Raw genomic sequence first — 17,518 nt, forward strand, 5'->3', positions numbered from 1 at the left:
ATTCTTAACCTAGAATCGTCAACTCTTTTGGATAAGCATTTAGTACGTTACAACCATCTTCAGTTGCAACAACCAAATCTTCAATTCGTACACCAACTTCACCTGGTAAATAAATACCCGGTTCAATTGAAAAAATCATGCCAGGTTTAACGGTTGTATGATTAGCCGCAGATACATCACCGGCCTCATGACACTCTATTCCAATAAAGTGACCAGTACGATGTGTGAAGTAATCACCGTAGCCCTTTTCAGTAATATAGTCACGTGCAGCCGCATCTATCTCGCTGAATTTAACGCCAGGTTTCACTGCCGCAATCGCACGCAGATTAGCTTCTAAAACTGTTTCATAGACATCACGACTTTTATCGGATACAGTTTGATAAAAGAAAGTCCGAGTCATATCTGAACAATAACCATCTTTCACGCCACCAATATCTAAAATGATGCTGTCACCTGCTCGGACGATTGAATCATCATTCATGTGATGTGGATCTGCCCCATTGGCACCATACGCTACAATTGGATCAAATGAGAAGCCTGAATTCCCCATACTTTTATAAATATCTAATAGACGATGGCCCATCTCTAATTCCGTTAATTTATCAGGAATTAAAGCCGCTAAAGCAGCAATGGCTTGGTCGTTGTCTTTTGATGCTGCCGCCATTTTAGCAATTTCCTCAGCTGATTTAATCGCGCGCAAGTCATCAGTAATCGTTGAGCTAATTGCAAAGTGATCGACCGGTTTATCAACGCGTTTCATGAGGTCAAGTAAAAAGTGGGCTGCCCAATTTTTATCCACAGCAATTGGTTTTTCTGTATCCAATTGGTTAACTAAGACTCCCATACCAAAGCCTTCATCTGTGTCATCAACTGTGACGACTGGCATGCCTAATTGTGCTTCCGTCAATGGAAACAACTTATTAATGACAGCCACGTGTTTCCCATCCTCTTTTAAAACTAAGGTTAATAGACGTTCGCCAGCTTCCGTCCACACACCAGTTAAATAAAAAATCGTCGCTGGATCTGAAATTAGTAGTTGAGGCATATGACGATGTCTCATTTCTTGTAGTACTCGGTTCAATTTCTCTTGATTCATCCAATCTCCTCCTAATTTAAAAATGCAGTGACAAATTGCCCCTGCATTTGATAGTCCTATTATACGTCATAACGGCAAATGCCGTCTAGGTAAGTTGCCTTTAAATCCATATCTTTTGATAAAACAATAAAATCTGCTGCTCGACCTTGTTTGATACTACCGCAGACATCATCAATTTGGCAACTAATAGCCGGTATCAGGGATCCCATCATTATCGCTTGTTCTGGAGTTGCTAAGCCCCATTCCACAACATGTTTAATTGCTTCTTTCAATTTTAAAATACTACCGGCTAAATTACCGGCTTCTAAACGGGCTGTCCCTTCTTTAACCGTCACTGGAAACTCGCCTAACATATACTCGCCATCTGGCATACCTCCCGCCATCATACAATCAGTAATTAAGGCGATATGGTCATGACCCTTCGCATCGATTAAAATTTCAGCAGCTTCTGGATGCACATGATGTCCATCACAAATTAACTCACAAAAGACATGATCCAAAGTCATCGCTGCTCCGACCATTCCTGGTTCGCGGTGGTTCAAGCCGCGCATACCATTAAATGTATGCACAAAAACACTTGCACCAGATTCAACTATGTGACGAGCTTCTTCAAGTGTACCATCGCTATGACCTAATGCCACAACAACACCTTGGTCTGTAATTGTATTAACAAATTCAGCTGTTCCTTCACGCTCGGGCGCCAAAGCAATTTTTTTAATTAGATGACCTGACGCTTCTTGCCATTCATTAAAAATTTCTAAACTAGGATCAGAAAAATAAGAAGGATTTTGTGCACCTTTATATTTTTCAGTGAAAAATGGTCCTTCGAAATAAATCCCTTGAATCTTAGCCCCTGGTACATCATGGGCTACTTGTCCGATTGTACGTGCAACTTTGGTTAAGCGTTCGCGACTAGAAGTCAAAGTTGTTGGTAAAAATGACGTCACACCACATGATAGTAATGCCTCAGACATAATTTTTAAACCTTCTGGATCAGCATCCATTACATCATGATTTTTATAGCCATGAATATGCGTATCAACTAAACCAGGTGCGACCCAATGTCCAGTGTAATCAATGATTTCTCCTGCTTCGGTAGGACGCTCTTTTTGAAAGTGACCAAAGATTCCATCACTAATTTCTAAATAACCTGGTCCTACGCTACTTGATTCTAAAAAAAACTTATCTGCATAAATATAGGTTGTCATTGTAATAACTTCCTCTCAATTGATTTAACTATCTATAAATTAGCACTAACTTTACCAATAGTCAATAATTGGACTAGACAATTAACAAAAAAACTATTTCATTACAATCGTTTACAAAGTTTAAAAAATTCAATTAATGCTTCACATTTATATAATATGTGTTATAATACAACCACATCTAATTTATTAGATGATAAATTAAATTTGTACAAGGAGTGTATGAATTATGGTTGAAAGTAAAATACTTTTTAAATGGCAAAATGAAGAGTTTGAGGGAAATATCGAAAAAGAATATGATCATTCTTATTTAATTAGCGTTGCTAACCCCAACGAAGAATTACGTGATAAATACTTAAGCCGCATCGTTATTAGTAAAAAGGCTTGTCAACTATCCACCAGAACCGCTTAATTATAAACTTAAAAAAACTCAACCTAACTAAGTTAAACTTAATTAGGTTGAGTTTTGCTTGTTTATAGCTAATTTAATTAGGGGACACTTATTTCTGTTGATAACTTGTCAAAAAATTTGCTAAACCAGTTGTGGTCTGTCTCAAATCATCAATTTCAGGAAGATAGACCAGTCGAAAATGGTCAGGGGTTGCCATATTAAATCCTTTACCATGGACCATTAGCACGTGCTGATGATGTAAAAAATCAAGAACAAATTGTTCATCATTAGAAATATTAAATTTTTTGGTATCAATTTTAGGAAAAATATAAAAAGCAGCTTTAGGTTTCACTGCACTAATTCCAGGAATGGCATTTAAAGCATCCGTGATGAATTCCCGTTGCTCATAGATGCGTCCACCTGGTAGCAATAACTCATCAATTTCTTGTGGACCACCAAGAGCTGTTTGAATAATCTGCTGTGATAGAACATTCGAGCATAGGCGCATTGAGGCCAACATATTTAACCCCTCAATATACCCACTTACATGTTTCTTTTCGCCACTTAAGACCATCCAGCCACAACGAAAACCAGCGACACGATGAGATTTTGACAATCCATTAAATGTTATCACACATAAATCTGGAGCCAAACTACCAATTGATACGTGTTCTAAACCATCCATTACCAAACGATCATAAATTTCATCAGAGAAAATAATTAATTCATGTTCGCGAGCAACTTGAATAATCTCTTCTAGTAAGTCTCTAGAGTACAATGCTCCCGTGGGATTATTCGGATTAATTAAAACAATCCCTTTTGTTCGCGGTGTAATTTTTCGTCGAATATCAGCAACATCTGGAAACCATTCAGCTTGCTCATCACAAATATAATGTACAGCCTTACCGCCAGCCAATGTTACAGCTGCTGTCCAAAGTGGATAATCTGGCATTGGAATGAGCATCTCATCTCCATTATCAATCAAACCTTGCATAGACATTGTAATTAACTCACTGACACCATTTCCAGTATAGATATCATCTAATGATACATTTGGTAATCCTTTTAACTGACAGTAGTGTTGAATCGCCTTACGTGCAGAAAAAATACCTTTTGACTCAGAATAACCTTCTGATTGCCGTGTATTGGCAATTAAATCATAAATAACATCATTAGGTGCTTTTAAACCAAACGCTGCTGGATTACCAGTGTTTAATTTTAAAACATGAATCCCCTGTGCTTCCATGCGATCAGCTTCTTCTAAAACTGGGCCGCGAACGTCATAGCTAACATCATTTAATTTCGCTGACTTATTAAAATATTTCATAAATTTCCCCCAATACTGCTTTATATGTCATTAAAAATAGCTCGAATTTAAGGAAAATGCAAGAAAAATTTAAAAGAATCATGCACATAAAAACAGGTTACTATCGTTTAAGGATAGTAACCTGTTAAAAAGAATGAACTACTAATTATTTAAAGTGATTTAAATGTATTAACCACATTTTCAACTGTGAAACCATATTTTTCAATCACAGTATTACCTGGCGCACTTGCACCAAATGTGTCAATACCCATTACTTTTCCGTCTAAGCCAACGTAACGTTCCCAACCAAATGTTGCACCCATCTCGATTGATACACGCTTAGTCACTGCTTTTGGTAAGACAGTGTCTTTATAACTAGCATCTTGTAAATCAAATAAGCGGCTACATGGCATTGATACGACTGATACATCAATTCCTTCAGTTTTTAATGCTTTTTGGGCTTCCATCGCTAAATTGACTTCAGAACCTGTCGCAATCAAAATTCCTTCTGGCATGTCACCTTCTTGTGGAGATAACACGTAAGCACCTTTTTCTAACTGTGTTTTAGCCAATTCTTTTGTCCCTTCAAGAACTGGTAAGTTTTGACGAGATAACGCTAAAACAGTTGGTGTTTCAGTTGATGATGCGGCAAGTTTCCAAGCAGCAGATACTTCATTCCCATCCGCTGGGCGAATAACGTTTAAGTTTGGTAACCCACGTAAACTTGATAATTGTTCAATTGGCTCATGAGTTGGACCATCTTCCCCAACGGCAATTGAGTCATGAGTTAGAACGTATGTTACAGGTACTTTTTGGATAGCTGCTAAACGTACAGCAGCTTTAATATAATCTACAAAGACAAAGAATGTAGCTCCATATACTTTAGTACCACCATGTAAAGCAATACCATTCATGGCTGCTGCCATACCAAATTCACGAACACCAAACCAAATATTACGCCCTTCGTATTGACCTGGTTCAAAATCTTTATCCATTGCAATCATTGTATTATTTGAAGAAGATAAGTCAGCAGAACCACCCCAAACAAATGGTACCGCGCCTGTTAATGCTTGAATGGCTTCTTTACTGGTCACACGACTGGCTGCACTATCACCGACTTCATATGTTGGTAACACTTGATCTAAATCAAGAGTCATTTCACCCGAGAAGGCATCTTTTAACTGTTTCGCTAAAGTTGGGTATTCTTTTTCATAGTCAGCAAATAATGTTTGCCATTCTGCTTCTGCAGTTTGACCTTTAATCACCATTTCTTCATTAAATCGCGTTGCTACTTCTTCAGGTACAGTAAACTCTGGATATTCCCATCCATAAGCTTCTTTTGCTAAAGTAACACCTTCAGCTCCTAATGGGGCACCATGAACTTTATTTGTTCCAGCATTTGTCGCACCAAAACCAATAACTGTTTTTACTTCAATAATTGTTGGTTTGTCAGTGTCCGCTTTAGCAGCCTCAATTGCTTGAGAAATCGCTTCTAAATCATTGCCATCTTTAACTAAAATATGTGACCAGCCTGATGCTTCAAAACGACCTTTAACATCTTCACTAAATGATTTATCTAATGGACCATCTAATGAAATATCATTTGAATCGTATAAAACAATTAATTTACTTAATTTTAAGTGTCCTGCTAAACTGATTGCTTCTTGTGAGACACCTTCCATTAAATCACCATCACCACATAAAGCATATGTGTAGTGATCAATTAGATTGAATTTATCACGATTATATGTCGCAGCTAAGTGTGCTTCTGCCATAGCAAAACCAACACTCATTGCGATTCCTTGACCTAAAGGACCAGTCGTCGCCTCAACACCTGCTGTATGATGTACCTCAGGATGTCCTGGTGTTAAACTATCCCATTGACGGAATTGTTTTAATTCTGATAATGGTAAGTTATAACCTGATAAATGTAACAAGCTGTATAACATTGCCGATCCATGACCTGCTGATAACACAAAACGGTCGCGGTCAATCCAATCTCGATCAGTTGATGGATTTACCTTTAAATGTTTTGTCCACAAAGCGTATGCCATCGGAGCTGCTCCTAATGGTAAACCTGGGTGTCCTGAATTCGCTTTTTGAATCATGTCTAAACTTAGAGTCCGAATTGTATTAACACCAAGTTGATCAATTTTGTCAAACATATAATAGCCTCCTGGTTTTTAGGTTTTTTTTACCTTTATTAGCATTTTAACTTTTATTACAAGAATTTGCAAGGCTTTTCACTAAATTTTATCGTCCATGGATTCCTTTATCTTTCTGAATCGTTTTTAATTTTTCAGGAGTTACATCTGTGCCTTCTTCATCAACGACTTTCATACCTTCAATATGATGACGCATGCCTTTTCTAAATTGATGTAGATACTCTTCACGTAATACTTTTTGTTCTGATTGTTCTGCAATCGTCAATCCTTCTTCGGTTTTAGCTTTACGAGCTAGCTCATTAATTCGCGCCATTTTATCTTTAGATAGCATCCAACTAATCCTCCTTGATATCTATATTTAAGTTTCATTATTATCTTAGCTTATCGCTTAAAAAATTACAATTAACAGGACCGTTTATTTTAATTTATGCGAACAAACGTTTGATAAACTGAATCGAATATGATACACTCAAAAAAACAGGAAATTGAGGGTTTAATATAATGAAACGACAATCAACTCGTCAAGAAGATATTTTACGCTACATCTACACACAAGTAACGGAACGTGGGTATCCACCGACTGTTCGAGAAATTGGTGAAGCAGTTGATTTATCATCAACATCAACGGTTCATGGGCACTTGTCTCGCCTTGAGAAAAAAGGCTTGATTTTTAGAGACCCAACTAAGCCTCGTGCGATTGAGTTGACACCAGATGGTTTGTCATTTATTGGTGTTCAGCCGTCTTCAATCCCAATGTTAGGTGTCGTCACAGCTGGAGAGCCTATTTTAGCTGTTGAAGAAGCATCAGATTTCTTTCCTATCCCACCTGACCTAAAATATGAAGAAAATTCCTTATTTATGTTGACTATTCGTGGTGAAAGTATGATTAATGCTGGAATTTTCGATGGCGACCACGTCATTGTTCGGAAGCAAAGTACTGCTAATAATGGTGAAATTATCATTGCGATGACTGATGAAAATGAAGCAACGTGTAAAAGATTTTATAAAGAAGACAGCGTAATTAAATTACAACCTGAAAATGATACGATGGAGCCAATTATTCTAGACAACATTACTATTTTAGGAAAAGTTGTTGGTCTATATCGTAATAAAATATAAAGCATAATCATATGCTTTATATTTTTTCTTTACAAAACGAACATAAGTTCGTATAATAAATTTAACATTTAATTTGGAGGAAAAACTAATGCTAATGATTAGAAGATCTGCTTTGTTGTTAGTTGTATTGATTATTGGAATGTTGCTTGGGACTCTAGGTTGGAAAATTTCATTACTTGTCTTGACACCTCTTCTATTTATTTGGCTAATGGTTTGGGACGAAAAAAGTTACGACTATAAATATAAAGAACATAAATTAAGATAAAACTTGCTTTTGTGACAGTTGTGACTTAATCTAATTTTAATAAACTATTCATAAAGGAGTTTTTTTATGTCACAACCTACAATCGACTTAGTCAAAAAATTAACTTTAATTCCCTCACCAACCGGTGACACAGATAACATTATTAAAACAATCGAACAGTTATTAAATGATTATGGCTATACATCAACTATCAATCGTAAAGGTAGCTTAATTGTCACAGTCGCTGGTAAAAATCAGTCACAGCATCGGTTTGTAACAGCTCATGTTGATACTCTTGGTGCAATGGTGCGCTCAATTAAACCCGATGGCCGACTAAAAATCGACTTAATCGGTGGCTTTAATTTTAATTCTATCGAGGGTGAGTATTGTACTATTCATACACAACATCATGGAGAAATATCCGGAACAATTTTAATGCATCAGACAAGCGTCCACGTCTATAAAGATGCAGGATCAGCTGAACGTAATCAAGCCAACATGGAAATTAGACTGGATGAAAAAGTGACTAATAGTGATGAGACCAAACAACTAGGTATTCAAGTCGGTGATTTTATCAGTTTTGACTCTCGTACAACGATTACACCCAACGGTTATATCAAATCACGCCACTTAGATGATAAAGTTAGTGTGGCAATTTTAATTAACTTTTTAATTAGACTCAAAGAAAATGGAGAGATTCTACCTTATACTACACATTTTCTTTTTTCAAATAATGAAGAAATTGGTTACGGTGGCAATTCTAATATTGATTCTCGAGTGGTTGAGTACCTAGCTGTTGACATGGGAGCAATGGGTGATGATCAACAAACTGATGAATATTCGGTATCTATTTGCGTGAAAGATGCGAGCGGCCCTTATCATCTAGCTTTACGCAATCATTTTGTACAACTTTGTGAGACTGATAGTATTCCTTATCAATTAGATATTTATCCATATTATGGAAGTGATGCTTCAGCAGCGATGCGTGCTGGAGCTGACGTTAAGCATGGGTTAATTGGTGCCGGAATTGATGCGAGCCATGCCTTTGAACGCACCCACAATGACTCAATTATTGCTACTGAGAATTTAGTCAGTTCTTACCTTTTCAGTCACTTAGTGTAATTTACTAACTGTAACTATTTCGATTTCTCTTTTACATAAATAAAATCACTTCGCTTGACCTTTTTCTAAATTGGGCGTATGGTTAATACATAAGCTTATAATATAGTGTGGTGAAAGCCATGATAAGCAAGCGATGTGTAGATTGCTTAAGTTACAAATTCTACATGCTTTAATTGAAATGACTTTCAGTTAAAATCGCTTATTATTATATGTTTATGGTTCGTATTTCTAGGAGATGCCGACATCATCTTTTGGATCGTAAGCTAATCGTGAACTGATTCTAACGATTTAGACTACAATGAAATAAATAACGAACTGAATTAAGATTTTATTCTGAAGGAGGAAGATTATTTATGTCAGTAGTATTAAAAGTAGAAGAAAGAAACACTCGCCCAAGATCTTTACGCAAACAATTGAGAGCAACAGGCCGCGTACCTGCCGCAGTAAATGGAAATGGTATTGAACACCTTTCAATTTCCTGTGATGCTAAGGCTTTAGACAAAGCCATTCGTGAAAATGGGTTAAACGCTGTTTATACTTTAGATTTAGACGGTAAGAAAATTAGTACCCTACTACACACTTATGAATTAGATACATTCACTAAAGCATGGATTCACGCTGAATTCCTTGCTGTTGATATGAATGAAAAACAAGAAGTTGAGGCTGATGTATCCTTAGTTGGAACTCCTCAAGGCGTTAAATCTGGTGGTATTTTAGAACAAACACTTTATTCAGTTGTTGTTTCTGCAACACCTGATAAATTACCAGAACGTGTTGAAATTGATGTAACAAACTTAGCTATCGGTGACTCATTAACTGTTAAAGATATTCCTGAACATCCTGAGTTTGAAATTTTAACAGATGCTGAAGAACAAATTTGTGCAGTTGTTGAGCCAAATAGACCTGAAGATGATGACGCAACTGATTCAGTTGTTGCTGAACCTGAAGTTATCAATTCTAAACCAGAAGAATAATAGAACAATTGTGTTAAACCTCTTTATTAATTTAAAGAGGTTTTTTTATTTTAAAGTATTGTTAAATTTATTCCGAATTATCAGACCGTTTTCATCCTTTGTGGTAGAATAACGATTGAAGTTATTAATTATTTATTATAGGAGTGAGCCATTTGGTTGGAATTGATAAAATTAATTTTTTTACACCGAATACATATATCGACTTAGAAACTTTGGCAAGTCATCGTGGAGTTGATCCAAAGAAATTTACTATTGGGATTGGACAATCAAAAATGTCTGTGCCAACGATTACTCAAGATACCGTATCGATGGCTGCTAATGCCGCCTTACCCATCTTAACTGATGACGATAGAGCTACGATTGATTTGATTATCGTGGGAACGGAAACCGGCGTTGATCAATCAAAATCTTGTGCAGCTTTTGTACATGACTTATTAGGCATCCAGCCTTTTGCTAAAGCATTCGAAATTAAACAAGCTTGTTATGGCGCAACGGCTGGTCTTATGACTGCAATTGATTACGTCTTAACCCATCCTGGTCGTAAAGCTTTAGTTATTGGTTCAGATATTTCTAAGTATGGCTTAAGCTCTTCTGGTGAAGTGACACAAGGTGCTGGTGCTGTTGCTATGTTGATTAGTGATGCGCCGCGTATTTTAGAGTTCGATTTACCTTCTGTTTCATTAACCAAAAATATTTTTGATTTTTGGCGCCCCAATTATTCAGATGTGGCTTTTGTTGATGGGCAGTTTTCTAATGAAGCCTATATCAACTTTTTCACAACTTTATGGACTGAATTTTCATCTCGCAATAGTTTAACAATTGAAGAAGTAGATGCTTTCTGTTTCCACCTACCTTATACAAAAATGGGGAAAAAAGCTTTATTGCCTTTACTCGATACAGTTGATGATGATTTGAAAGAAGCTCTATTAAGCAATTATGAATTGAGTACAACCTATTCACGAAATATTGGTAATATCTATACTGGATCACTGTATCTAAGTTTGATTTCACTCTTAGAACATGCAACGACATTGATTGCTGGCGATAGATTAGTCTTCTTCAGCTACGGATCTGGTGCCGTTGGCGAAATGTTTTCTGGTCAATTAGTCGAAGGTTTTGCCGATCATTTAGCGCAAGCAGAGCATGCTGAATTACTTGATCAACGCATTAGCTTAACTGTTGACCAATATGAAACAATTTTTAAAGAAGAGTTACCAAAAGACGATGGACATTATCACTTTACACAAGAATACGATAATGCAGCCATCTATTTATCTGAAATTAAAGATCATCAAAGACTTTATACAATACGTGATTAAGGAGTGTCAAACGAGTGTCACAAAAACCCACAAAATTTTACCAATTATCGCGTGAAGAACGACTTGAACAATTAAAAGATAATCTTACGACTGAAAGTTATCAACAATATCTTACACAGTCCCTACTAGACGATGCTGTTGCTAATTCGTTAATTGAAAATCAAGTCAGTCAATTTCCGTTACCGTTAGGTGTTGCACGTAATTTTATCGTTAACCAACAAGCCTACACGATTCCTATGGTAGTTGAGGAACCTTCTGTTATAGCAGCTTGCAGTAATGCAGCCAAAATTTTTCAACCAGACGGCTTTACAACAAGTTGTGAAGAGAGCTTAATGACTGGACAAATCATCTTAACAGATGTTTCACATTTAGAAGACGCTAAAGCGCATTTGCTCAAACACTTTTCAGAGATTCAACAATTAGCACAAGACTGTCACCCGTCAATTGTTAAACGAGGTGGTGGTTTGAAAACATTAGATGTCCGTTTTTTTTCAGATCATGTCACAGCGACTGACTATCTAACCGTGTACTTAACTGTTGACACGAAAGACGCAATGGGAGCAAACATTGTTAATACTATTCTAGAGGGTGTCACACCTTTAGTTGCTGACTTAACTTCGGGCACAGTTCTGATGTCTATTCTAAGTAATTACACTACCCAATCTTTGGTCACAGCAAACTGTGCGATTGATATTGACTTAATACCGAATAAATCAGCAGTTGCCCAAAAGGATTTGGCGCAAAAAATTGTAGCTGCTAGTCAGTATGCTAAACTTGATCCTTACCGAGCAGCTACGCATAATAAAGGTATTATGAACGGAGTTGATTCAGTCATAATCGCAACTGGCAATGACCCACGTGCTGTTGAAGCAGGTATCCACGCCTATGCTGCCCGAAATGGACGTTATGAAGGATTATCTGATTGGAAAATTCAAGACAATCAATTAGTCGGTACCCTGACTTTACCTTTATCTATCGGGACGGTTGGTGGCGCTATTTCTGTCTTACCACTTGCTAAAGCAAATTTAGATTTACTAGGAAATCCAACAGCCTTAGAACTCGCGCAAATTGTTGTTGCAGTTGGACTAGCTCAAAATTTTGCTGCATTAAAAGCACTCGTCAGTGAAGGTATTCAAAAAGGACATATGGCACTACACGCTAGTTCCCTTGCTATCCAAGTTGGAGCAACTGGTCCAGAAATTGAACAAGTCGCAACTGCCTTACGCCAAGAGTCACAAATGAATACGATGATTGCAACCAAAATTTTAGCGGAACTTAGACGCTAATAAAAAAATGCTCTGTCCTGTTTTTTTCAGGCAGAGCATTTTTTTATTCACACGATTTATATCTTATTTTTTAATCGATTGATTTTTTTCTTCCTTTTTTTGCGTTTTGTTTTTTGTAAATGCTGTTGACGATAACTAATACTTACCACAATTCCCGTTCCAATTAAAAGAATCAGACAACCAATCAAGGTATAACGTAAAGCATCATGATGATGGCTATCTTGATTCGCATCATCCATCTCCTGTGCCACAGCATTAGAAATGGTGAATTCTTTTTTCATCGTCCAAGTGCCTTCTGGCTTTTTAGTTGTTGCTTTAATTGTTAAATCATAAATTCCAGCTTGTAGCGACTCTTGATTACCATCTATTAAGAGATTTACAGTTGAATTTGGTGCAAAACGATAATTTTCAACTGTTGTTTGATAAATGATACGTTGTTGGCCCTTTTTAGTGACTTTGGCATGATAGGTTATACCGTCAATGACAAGTGGCTGACTATTCTGAATAGTGGCTTGAATTCCTTGTCCTATAACCGGCTTAACATCAATTAAATCTAATGCCACTTTGACTGGTTCATCGGATTCAGTTAATGAAAGACCAATTGTATAGGCAACTTTATTTTTGATAGTCATTTGAGCACTAGCGTCCCCTTCAGTATCCTCATCAAGCGTTGTGACTCTTATACCACCTAAAATTTCACCTTCAGGTGAATTCTTTTTTCATCGTCCAAGTGCCTTCTGGCTTTTTAGTTGTTGCTTTAATTGTTAAATCATAAATTCCAGCTTGTAGCGACTCTTGATTACCATCTATTAAGAGATTTACAGTTGAATTTGGTGCAAAACGATAATTTTCAACTGTTGTTTGATAAATGATACGTTGTTGGCCCTTTTTAGTGACTTTGGCATGATAGGTTATACCGTCAATGACAAGTGGCTGACTATTCTGAATAGTGGCTTGAATTCCTTGTCCTATAACCGGCTTAACATCAATTAAATCTAATGCCACTTTGACTGGTTCATCGGATTCAGTTAATGAAAGACCAATTGTATAGGCAACTTTATTTTTGATAGTCATTTGAGCACTAGCGTCCCCTTCAGTATCCTCATCAAGCGTTGTGACTCTTATACCACCTAAAATTTCACCTTCAAAGGGTTCTTTAGGAATCGTTAGCTTAATCTTAACAATTTGCTGACTATTTGCTGGCACGACAACTTCATTTGGAATTTCTGCAATATCTGTCAAAGCAATTTTTAGTGACGTATCACGTGCTAAATTTTGTGTACGATCTGAGTAATCAATGTTCCCTAAGTCATTCGTTGTTGCGTTATTAATTTGTAACTGGACCGTTTGGCTTTTTTTTGAGCTATTAATTAACTCGAACTCAAGCTCTTGTTTTTGTTCAGGTGTTACTTGTAAATCATAATAGGTTACCTCTTTATTGCGCTGATTTTCTGGTAAAATAGCGTTGACCGCCACGGCTAAAGTATCAGCCGCATAAATTTTCTGTCCATTGAAGCTAATGATGAAAATCCCAATTACCGCAAAAAACAAACCACGTATCACATTTTTTTTACTGTCCATCTTGTCTGTAATCACCTCTCAACTAGGTTATCGACTTATTCTAAGAGTATATTAAGCCATACCACTGGCGTATTGCTATAATTTATTACTAATAATAAAGAAGCAGCTACTTATGTATGAACGCACACAAGCAACTGCTGTTACTACACTTACCGACTTAATTCATGGATTGAAGATCTTTACCCGAACTATATTGATAACGCATCAGCATAATTAAACCGACACCAATCATATTACTTAAAATAGCGGAGCCACCTTGACTGACAAAAGGTAACGGAATCCCCGTCAGTGGAAGTAAGCCAATATTCATTCCGATGTTTTCAAAAACATGAAATAAAATCATCATAATAATTCCAGTCGCAATATAAGTAAAAAATTCGTTATTTGTATCAAAACACATCCGAATCATGCGATAGATTAAAATAAAATACAAAATAATGAGAAACAAACTACCAATGAAACCAAAATTTTCGGCAATGACTGAAAAAATCATATCAGATTCACGTACTGGAACAAATATTTCAGTTTGATTAAATCCTTTACCAAATATCCCACCAGAACCAATCGCTTTCAATGCTTGTGCTTGCTGATAAGAATTCCCAGTGGGATCATGAAACGGATCAATCCATGAATCAATTCGCGCAAATTGGTAGCTTTTAAAACCAACACTATATAAAAATTCACGACCGCCATCTGTTGTAACTAAAAATAAGACGCCTACACCTAAAACAAAAAAAGTACCGACAATCGGAACAATGATTTTCCAAGAAATACCTGACATAATCACCATACCACCTAAAATAGCAATAAAGACAAGCATCGTTCCAAAGTCATCCTGTAATTTTAGCAATAACGCAACTGGAATCGTTGCTAGAATCATTTTTCCAATAAGTAACCAATCACTTTTTTCTGTGCGTTTTTGATACGTGACATTATGCCTAGTTACAATATAAGCCAACATCAGAATAAAGGCTATTTTCATCAATTCTGCTGGTTGAAAGGTCAATGACCCGAAACGAAACCAGTTTTTTGATCCCGTCCGATCGGCTAAAACTGTGTCATAGAAAAAGAGGAGAGCTGTCATCACAGCTAATCCTACTCCATAACCAATTGGTGTTAGACGCCAAATCATCTTTGGACTAAACTGCATAATCACAAAAATAACCACACCACCGAGGACATACCACATACCTTGTTGAATCATTAAGCGTGTCACATTTTGAACACGATCATCATGTACAAGTGCAACATAATAAGATACCATTCCGATAATCGACAATAGAAACACAGGTAACAAGACACCGTAATCAATTTGTTTATCAATACTACTTTTTACTGATCTCAATCGACTTCTCTCTTTTCTTCTTAACTTTTATTACTGAATGCTTTCATCAGAACAACAGCATTTATCACCTTTTAATTAGTCTGATTTTCGTCCGCTTCTTCTAAAATATATGACGCCAACTTATGTCTTAAATCAGAAATTTCACGACTTTGGCGATGTGTTGTCTGTTCCAGCTCATTAATTTTAGCTTGTGCATCTTCGCTAAAATTAGCATTGGAATCCGCCAATAATTGTTCCACTTGTTTACTTTGACGATTTAACAAACGATTTTTTTTCATAATAGTGCTTAAAAGTAGCATCATTGCCACTAAAAAACTTACGACAAAACAACCTAAAACTAAGACGACTAACGGGATTCGAATAGTAGTGAAAAACAAATTAATCGTAATAGCTTGTGCATTAACAATCGAAAATAACACTAGTAGAAAAATAACCACTATTAACAAAAACAACTTAAACTTGCGACTCATTTAAAAGCCCTCCTATTTTTTATTAAACAATGTACTTGTAAGGAAGTCTCCTACCTTTGGAAATAGTTGATAGCCTTTGCTACCGATTTCCATCATTAATGGTGCATTGAGTTCACGACGGTAACTACCCATTAACCTAACAATCCGACGGGCTAAGACATCTGGTTGAATAGCTAGGCTACCCAAATTTTTCAGATAACTACCTGTTGGATCAGCAATCTCAAAGAAATTCGTTTTAATCGGTCCAGGATTAACGGTCGTCACAGCGATTCCAAGTGGTTTTAGCTCGAGGCGTAAGGCATTAGAAAATCCGATAACAGCAAATTTTGTTGCCGAATAAACACTTGATTTAGGTGTCGCTGTTTTGCCAGCCTGTGACGCAACATTAATAATATGACCTGAACCATCATGAATCATTCGTAAGGCAATTTGTTGTGTTAAGTGCATCAAACCAAGGACATTGACTTCAAACATTTGACGAATTGTCTCTTCTGGTGTGTCAACAAATGATTTAAAGACACCAAAACCAGCACAATTCACCAACACATCTACTGTTGTTTGCTGACCATCTAACTGACTCAACAAATGCTGACAACTTTGATAGTCAGCAACATCTAATACAAATGTTTCAACTTCTCCTGAGCCAATTTGGCGACACTTTTGAGCAACTCGCTGTAATTCATTATCACGTCGAGCACATAAAATGACATTGGCACCCTGTTTGATTGCCTCATAAGCAATATTTTCACCTAAACCACTAGAGGCCCCAGTGATTAGTACTGTTTTATTTTGAATTGTTTGAAAGACTTTTTTCAATTAAACCACCTACTTTTTATTTGTTGGTATTGGAATAGTAATGATATCAAAATCTTTGACAACTTTTGTTTGTTTGAAAATCTGCTGTGCTTCTTGTTGTAACTCATAGACAGCTTTACCAAGATAACGTGAACTGATATGTGTCAACAATAACATCTGGACTCCTGACTCTTTTGCAACTTGTGCGGCTTGAGCCGTTGTCGAATGGTAGTAACTTTTAGCTAATTTAGCTTCATTTTGGTTAAATGTGCTCTCATGAACCAAAACATCCGCATTTTGCGCTAATTTATAACAATTTTTAGTTAAACGTGTGTCACCTAAAATGGTTACAGTCCGACCTTTTTTTGCTTCTCCAATAAAATCACGCCCATCAATTATGCGTCCATCAGCTAGCGTGACAATTTCACCATCTTTAATTCGTTTATAAATTGGTCCAGACGGGATATTGAGTGCTTTTAATTTCTCAACTTGAAGCTCCCCTTGGAAATCAGCCTCCTCAATGCGATACCCAAAACACTTAATCCGGTGGTCTAACTCTTCACAAGTTACTTTAATCTTTTTATCAGTAAAAATGACGCCAGTTGTTTCGATTTCAATAAACTTAATAGGATATTTTAAGTGTGTATCTGATAATTTCAAACTAGTTAAAACATATTGTTTAATCCCTTTTGGTCCATAAATTTCTAATGGTGTGTCACCACCTTGAAACGAACGGCTACTAATTAATCCTGGCAAACCAAAGATATGATCGCCATGTAAATGCGTAATAAAAATTTTTTCGATTTTTCGTGGACGAATGGCAGTATTTAAAATCTGTTGTTGTGTTCCTTCGCCACAATCAAATAACCAAACCTCGTTACGTTCATCCAACATTTTTAAAGCAATACTTGTCACATTGCGTTGCTTCGACGGGACTCCTGCCCCTGTACCTAAAAATTCTAATTCCATATTGTTCCTACTTTTCTCTAAATTTAGTCTAATTATACCTGTTTCTAACAGCATTAAGCAAACCACTTATGACAGTCTCTTCTATTGTATCAATATTTACTAAGAATAAAAACTAAAAAAGCTGAGATTTC

At 36.5% G+C, this 17,518-nt stretch carries 18 protein-coding genes; 7 read left to right on the top strand and 11 right to left on the bottom strand.

What is annotated here, in order from left to right:
* Positions 1 to 4: 4 nt before the first annotated feature.
* On the bottom strand, positions 5 to 1,096 hold the full coding sequence (locus BW732_RS03675; protein WP_077275520.1) for a M24 family metallopeptidase: 1,092 nt from the start codon (positions 1,094 to 1,096) through the stop codon (positions 5 to 7).
* 59 nt (positions 1,097 to 1,155) lie between these two features.
* Entirely contained in the window at positions 1,156 to 2,304 is a 1,149-nt protein-coding gene (gene nagA, locus BW732_RS03680; RefSeq protein WP_077275521.1) for an N-acetylglucosamine-6-phosphate deacetylase, read from the bottom strand.
* Between the two features lie 226 nt (positions 2,305 to 2,530).
* Here nagA and BW732_RS03685 point away from each other — a divergent pair, with 226 nt between their 5' ends.
* On the top strand, positions 2,531 to 2,713 hold the full coding sequence (locus BW732_RS03685; protein ID WP_077275522.1) for a DUF2187 domain-containing protein: 183 nt from the start codon (positions 2,531 to 2,533) through the stop codon (positions 2,711 to 2,713).
* Positions 2,714 to 2,801: 88 nt separating this feature from the next.
* Here the strand turns inward: BW732_RS03685 and BW732_RS03690 are convergent, their stop codons facing one another.
* From BW732_RS03690 to BW732_RS03700, 3 genes are all read right to left on the bottom strand, one after another.
* A complete protein-coding gene (locus BW732_RS03690) occupies positions 2,802 to 4,019 on the bottom strand; it encodes a pyridoxal phosphate-dependent aminotransferase (RefSeq protein ID WP_077275523.1) in 1,218 nt (405 codons plus the stop codon).
* A gap of 149 nt (positions 4,020 to 4,168) precedes the next feature.
* Entirely contained in the window at positions 4,169 to 6,163 is a 1,995-nt protein-coding gene (gene tkt / locus BW732_RS03695; protein ID WP_077275524.1) for a transketolase, read from the bottom strand.
* Positions 6,164 to 6,251: 88 nt separating this feature from the next.
* Complete coding sequence (locus tag BW732_RS03700) at positions 6,252 to 6,494, bottom strand: DUF896 family protein (protein ID WP_077275525.1); 243 nt, start codon at positions 6,492 to 6,494, stop codon at positions 6,252 to 6,254.
* A 170-nt stretch (positions 6,495 to 6,664) separates the two neighbouring features.
* On the opposite strand from BW732_RS03700, the gene lexA reads away from it, so the two are divergent.
* The 6 genes from lexA (at position 6,665) to BW732_RS03725 (ending at position 12,227) form a co-directional block, all read left to right on the top strand.
* Entirely contained in the window at positions 6,665 to 7,282 is a 618-nt protein-coding gene (gene lexA, locus BW732_RS03705) for a transcriptional repressor LexA (RefSeq protein ID WP_077275526.1), read from the top strand.
* Between the two features lie 88 nt (positions 7,283 to 7,370).
* On the top strand, positions 7,371 to 7,547 hold the full coding sequence (locus BW732_RS11470) for a hypothetical protein (RefSeq protein ID WP_169834149.1): 177 nt from the start codon (positions 7,371 to 7,373) through the stop codon (positions 7,545 to 7,547).
* Between the two features lie 66 nt (positions 7,548 to 7,613).
* Positions 7,614 to 8,648, top strand: a complete 1,035-nt coding sequence (locus BW732_RS03710; protein ID WP_077275527.1) for a M42 family metallopeptidase — start codon at positions 7,614 to 7,616, stop codon at positions 8,646 to 8,648.
* 353 nt (positions 8,649 to 9,001) lie between these two features.
* On the top strand, positions 9,002 to 9,622 hold the full coding sequence (locus BW732_RS03715) for a 50S ribosomal protein L25/general stress protein Ctc (protein ID WP_077275528.1): 621 nt from the start codon (positions 9,002 to 9,004) through the stop codon (positions 9,620 to 9,622).
* A 152-nt stretch (positions 9,623 to 9,774) separates the two neighbouring features.
* Positions 9,775 to 10,941: a hydroxymethylglutaryl-CoA synthase gene (locus BW732_RS03720; RefSeq protein WP_077275529.1), complete on the top strand. Its 1,167-nt coding sequence runs from the start codon at positions 9,775 to 9,777 to the stop codon at positions 10,939 to 10,941.
* Positions 10,942 to 10,955: 14 nt separating this feature from the next.
* Positions 10,956 to 12,227 carry a hydroxymethylglutaryl-CoA reductase, degradative gene (locus BW732_RS03725; protein WP_077275530.1) on the top strand — a complete coding sequence of 424 codons (1,272 nt, stop codon included), beginning with the start codon at positions 10,956 to 10,958 and terminating at the stop codon, positions 12,225 to 12,227.
* A 56-nt stretch (positions 12,228 to 12,283) separates the two neighbouring features.
* Here the strand turns inward: BW732_RS03725 and BW732_RS03730 are convergent, their stop codons facing one another.
* The 6 genes from BW732_RS03730 to rnz form a co-directional block, all read right to left on the bottom strand.
* On the bottom strand, positions 12,284 to 12,859 hold the full coding sequence (locus tag BW732_RS03730) for a DUF3324 domain-containing protein (protein ID WP_077275531.1): 576 nt from the start codon (positions 12,857 to 12,859) through the stop codon (positions 12,284 to 12,286).
* A gap of 70 nt (positions 12,860 to 12,929) precedes the next feature.
* Complete coding sequence (locus BW732_RS03735; RefSeq protein ID WP_077275532.1) at positions 12,930 to 13,808, bottom strand: WxLIP family cell surface protein; 879 nt, start codon at positions 13,806 to 13,808, stop codon at positions 12,930 to 12,932.
* A gap of 157 nt (positions 13,809 to 13,965) precedes the next feature.
* A complete protein-coding gene (locus BW732_RS03740) occupies positions 13,966 to 15,153 on the bottom strand; it encodes an FtsW/RodA/SpoVE family cell cycle protein (RefSeq protein ID WP_077275533.1) in 1,188 nt (395 codons plus the stop codon).
* Positions 15,154 to 15,224: 71 nt separating this feature from the next.
* Positions 15,225 to 15,623 (bottom strand): LapA family protein, encoded by a 399-nt coding sequence (locus BW732_RS03745; RefSeq protein ID WP_077275534.1) that lies wholly within the window; start codon positions 15,621 to 15,623, stop codon positions 15,225 to 15,227.
* A 12-nt stretch (positions 15,624 to 15,635) separates the two neighbouring features.
* Positions 15,636 to 16,439, bottom strand: a complete 804-nt coding sequence (locus BW732_RS03750) for an SDR family NAD(P)-dependent oxidoreductase (protein ID WP_077275535.1) — start codon at positions 16,437 to 16,439, stop codon at positions 15,636 to 15,638.
* A gap of 9 nt (positions 16,440 to 16,448) precedes the next feature.
* Positions 16,449 to 17,387 (bottom strand): ribonuclease Z, encoded by a 939-nt coding sequence (rnz, locus tag BW732_RS03755; RefSeq protein WP_077275536.1) that lies wholly within the window; start codon positions 17,385 to 17,387, stop codon positions 16,449 to 16,451.
* Positions 17,388 to 17,518: the final 131 nt, after the last annotated feature.

It is taken from the genome of Vagococcus penaei, from assembly GCF_001998885.1.
GTDB classification, from domain to species: Bacteria; Bacillota; Bacilli; order Lactobacillales; family Vagococcaceae; genus Vagococcus; species Vagococcus penaei.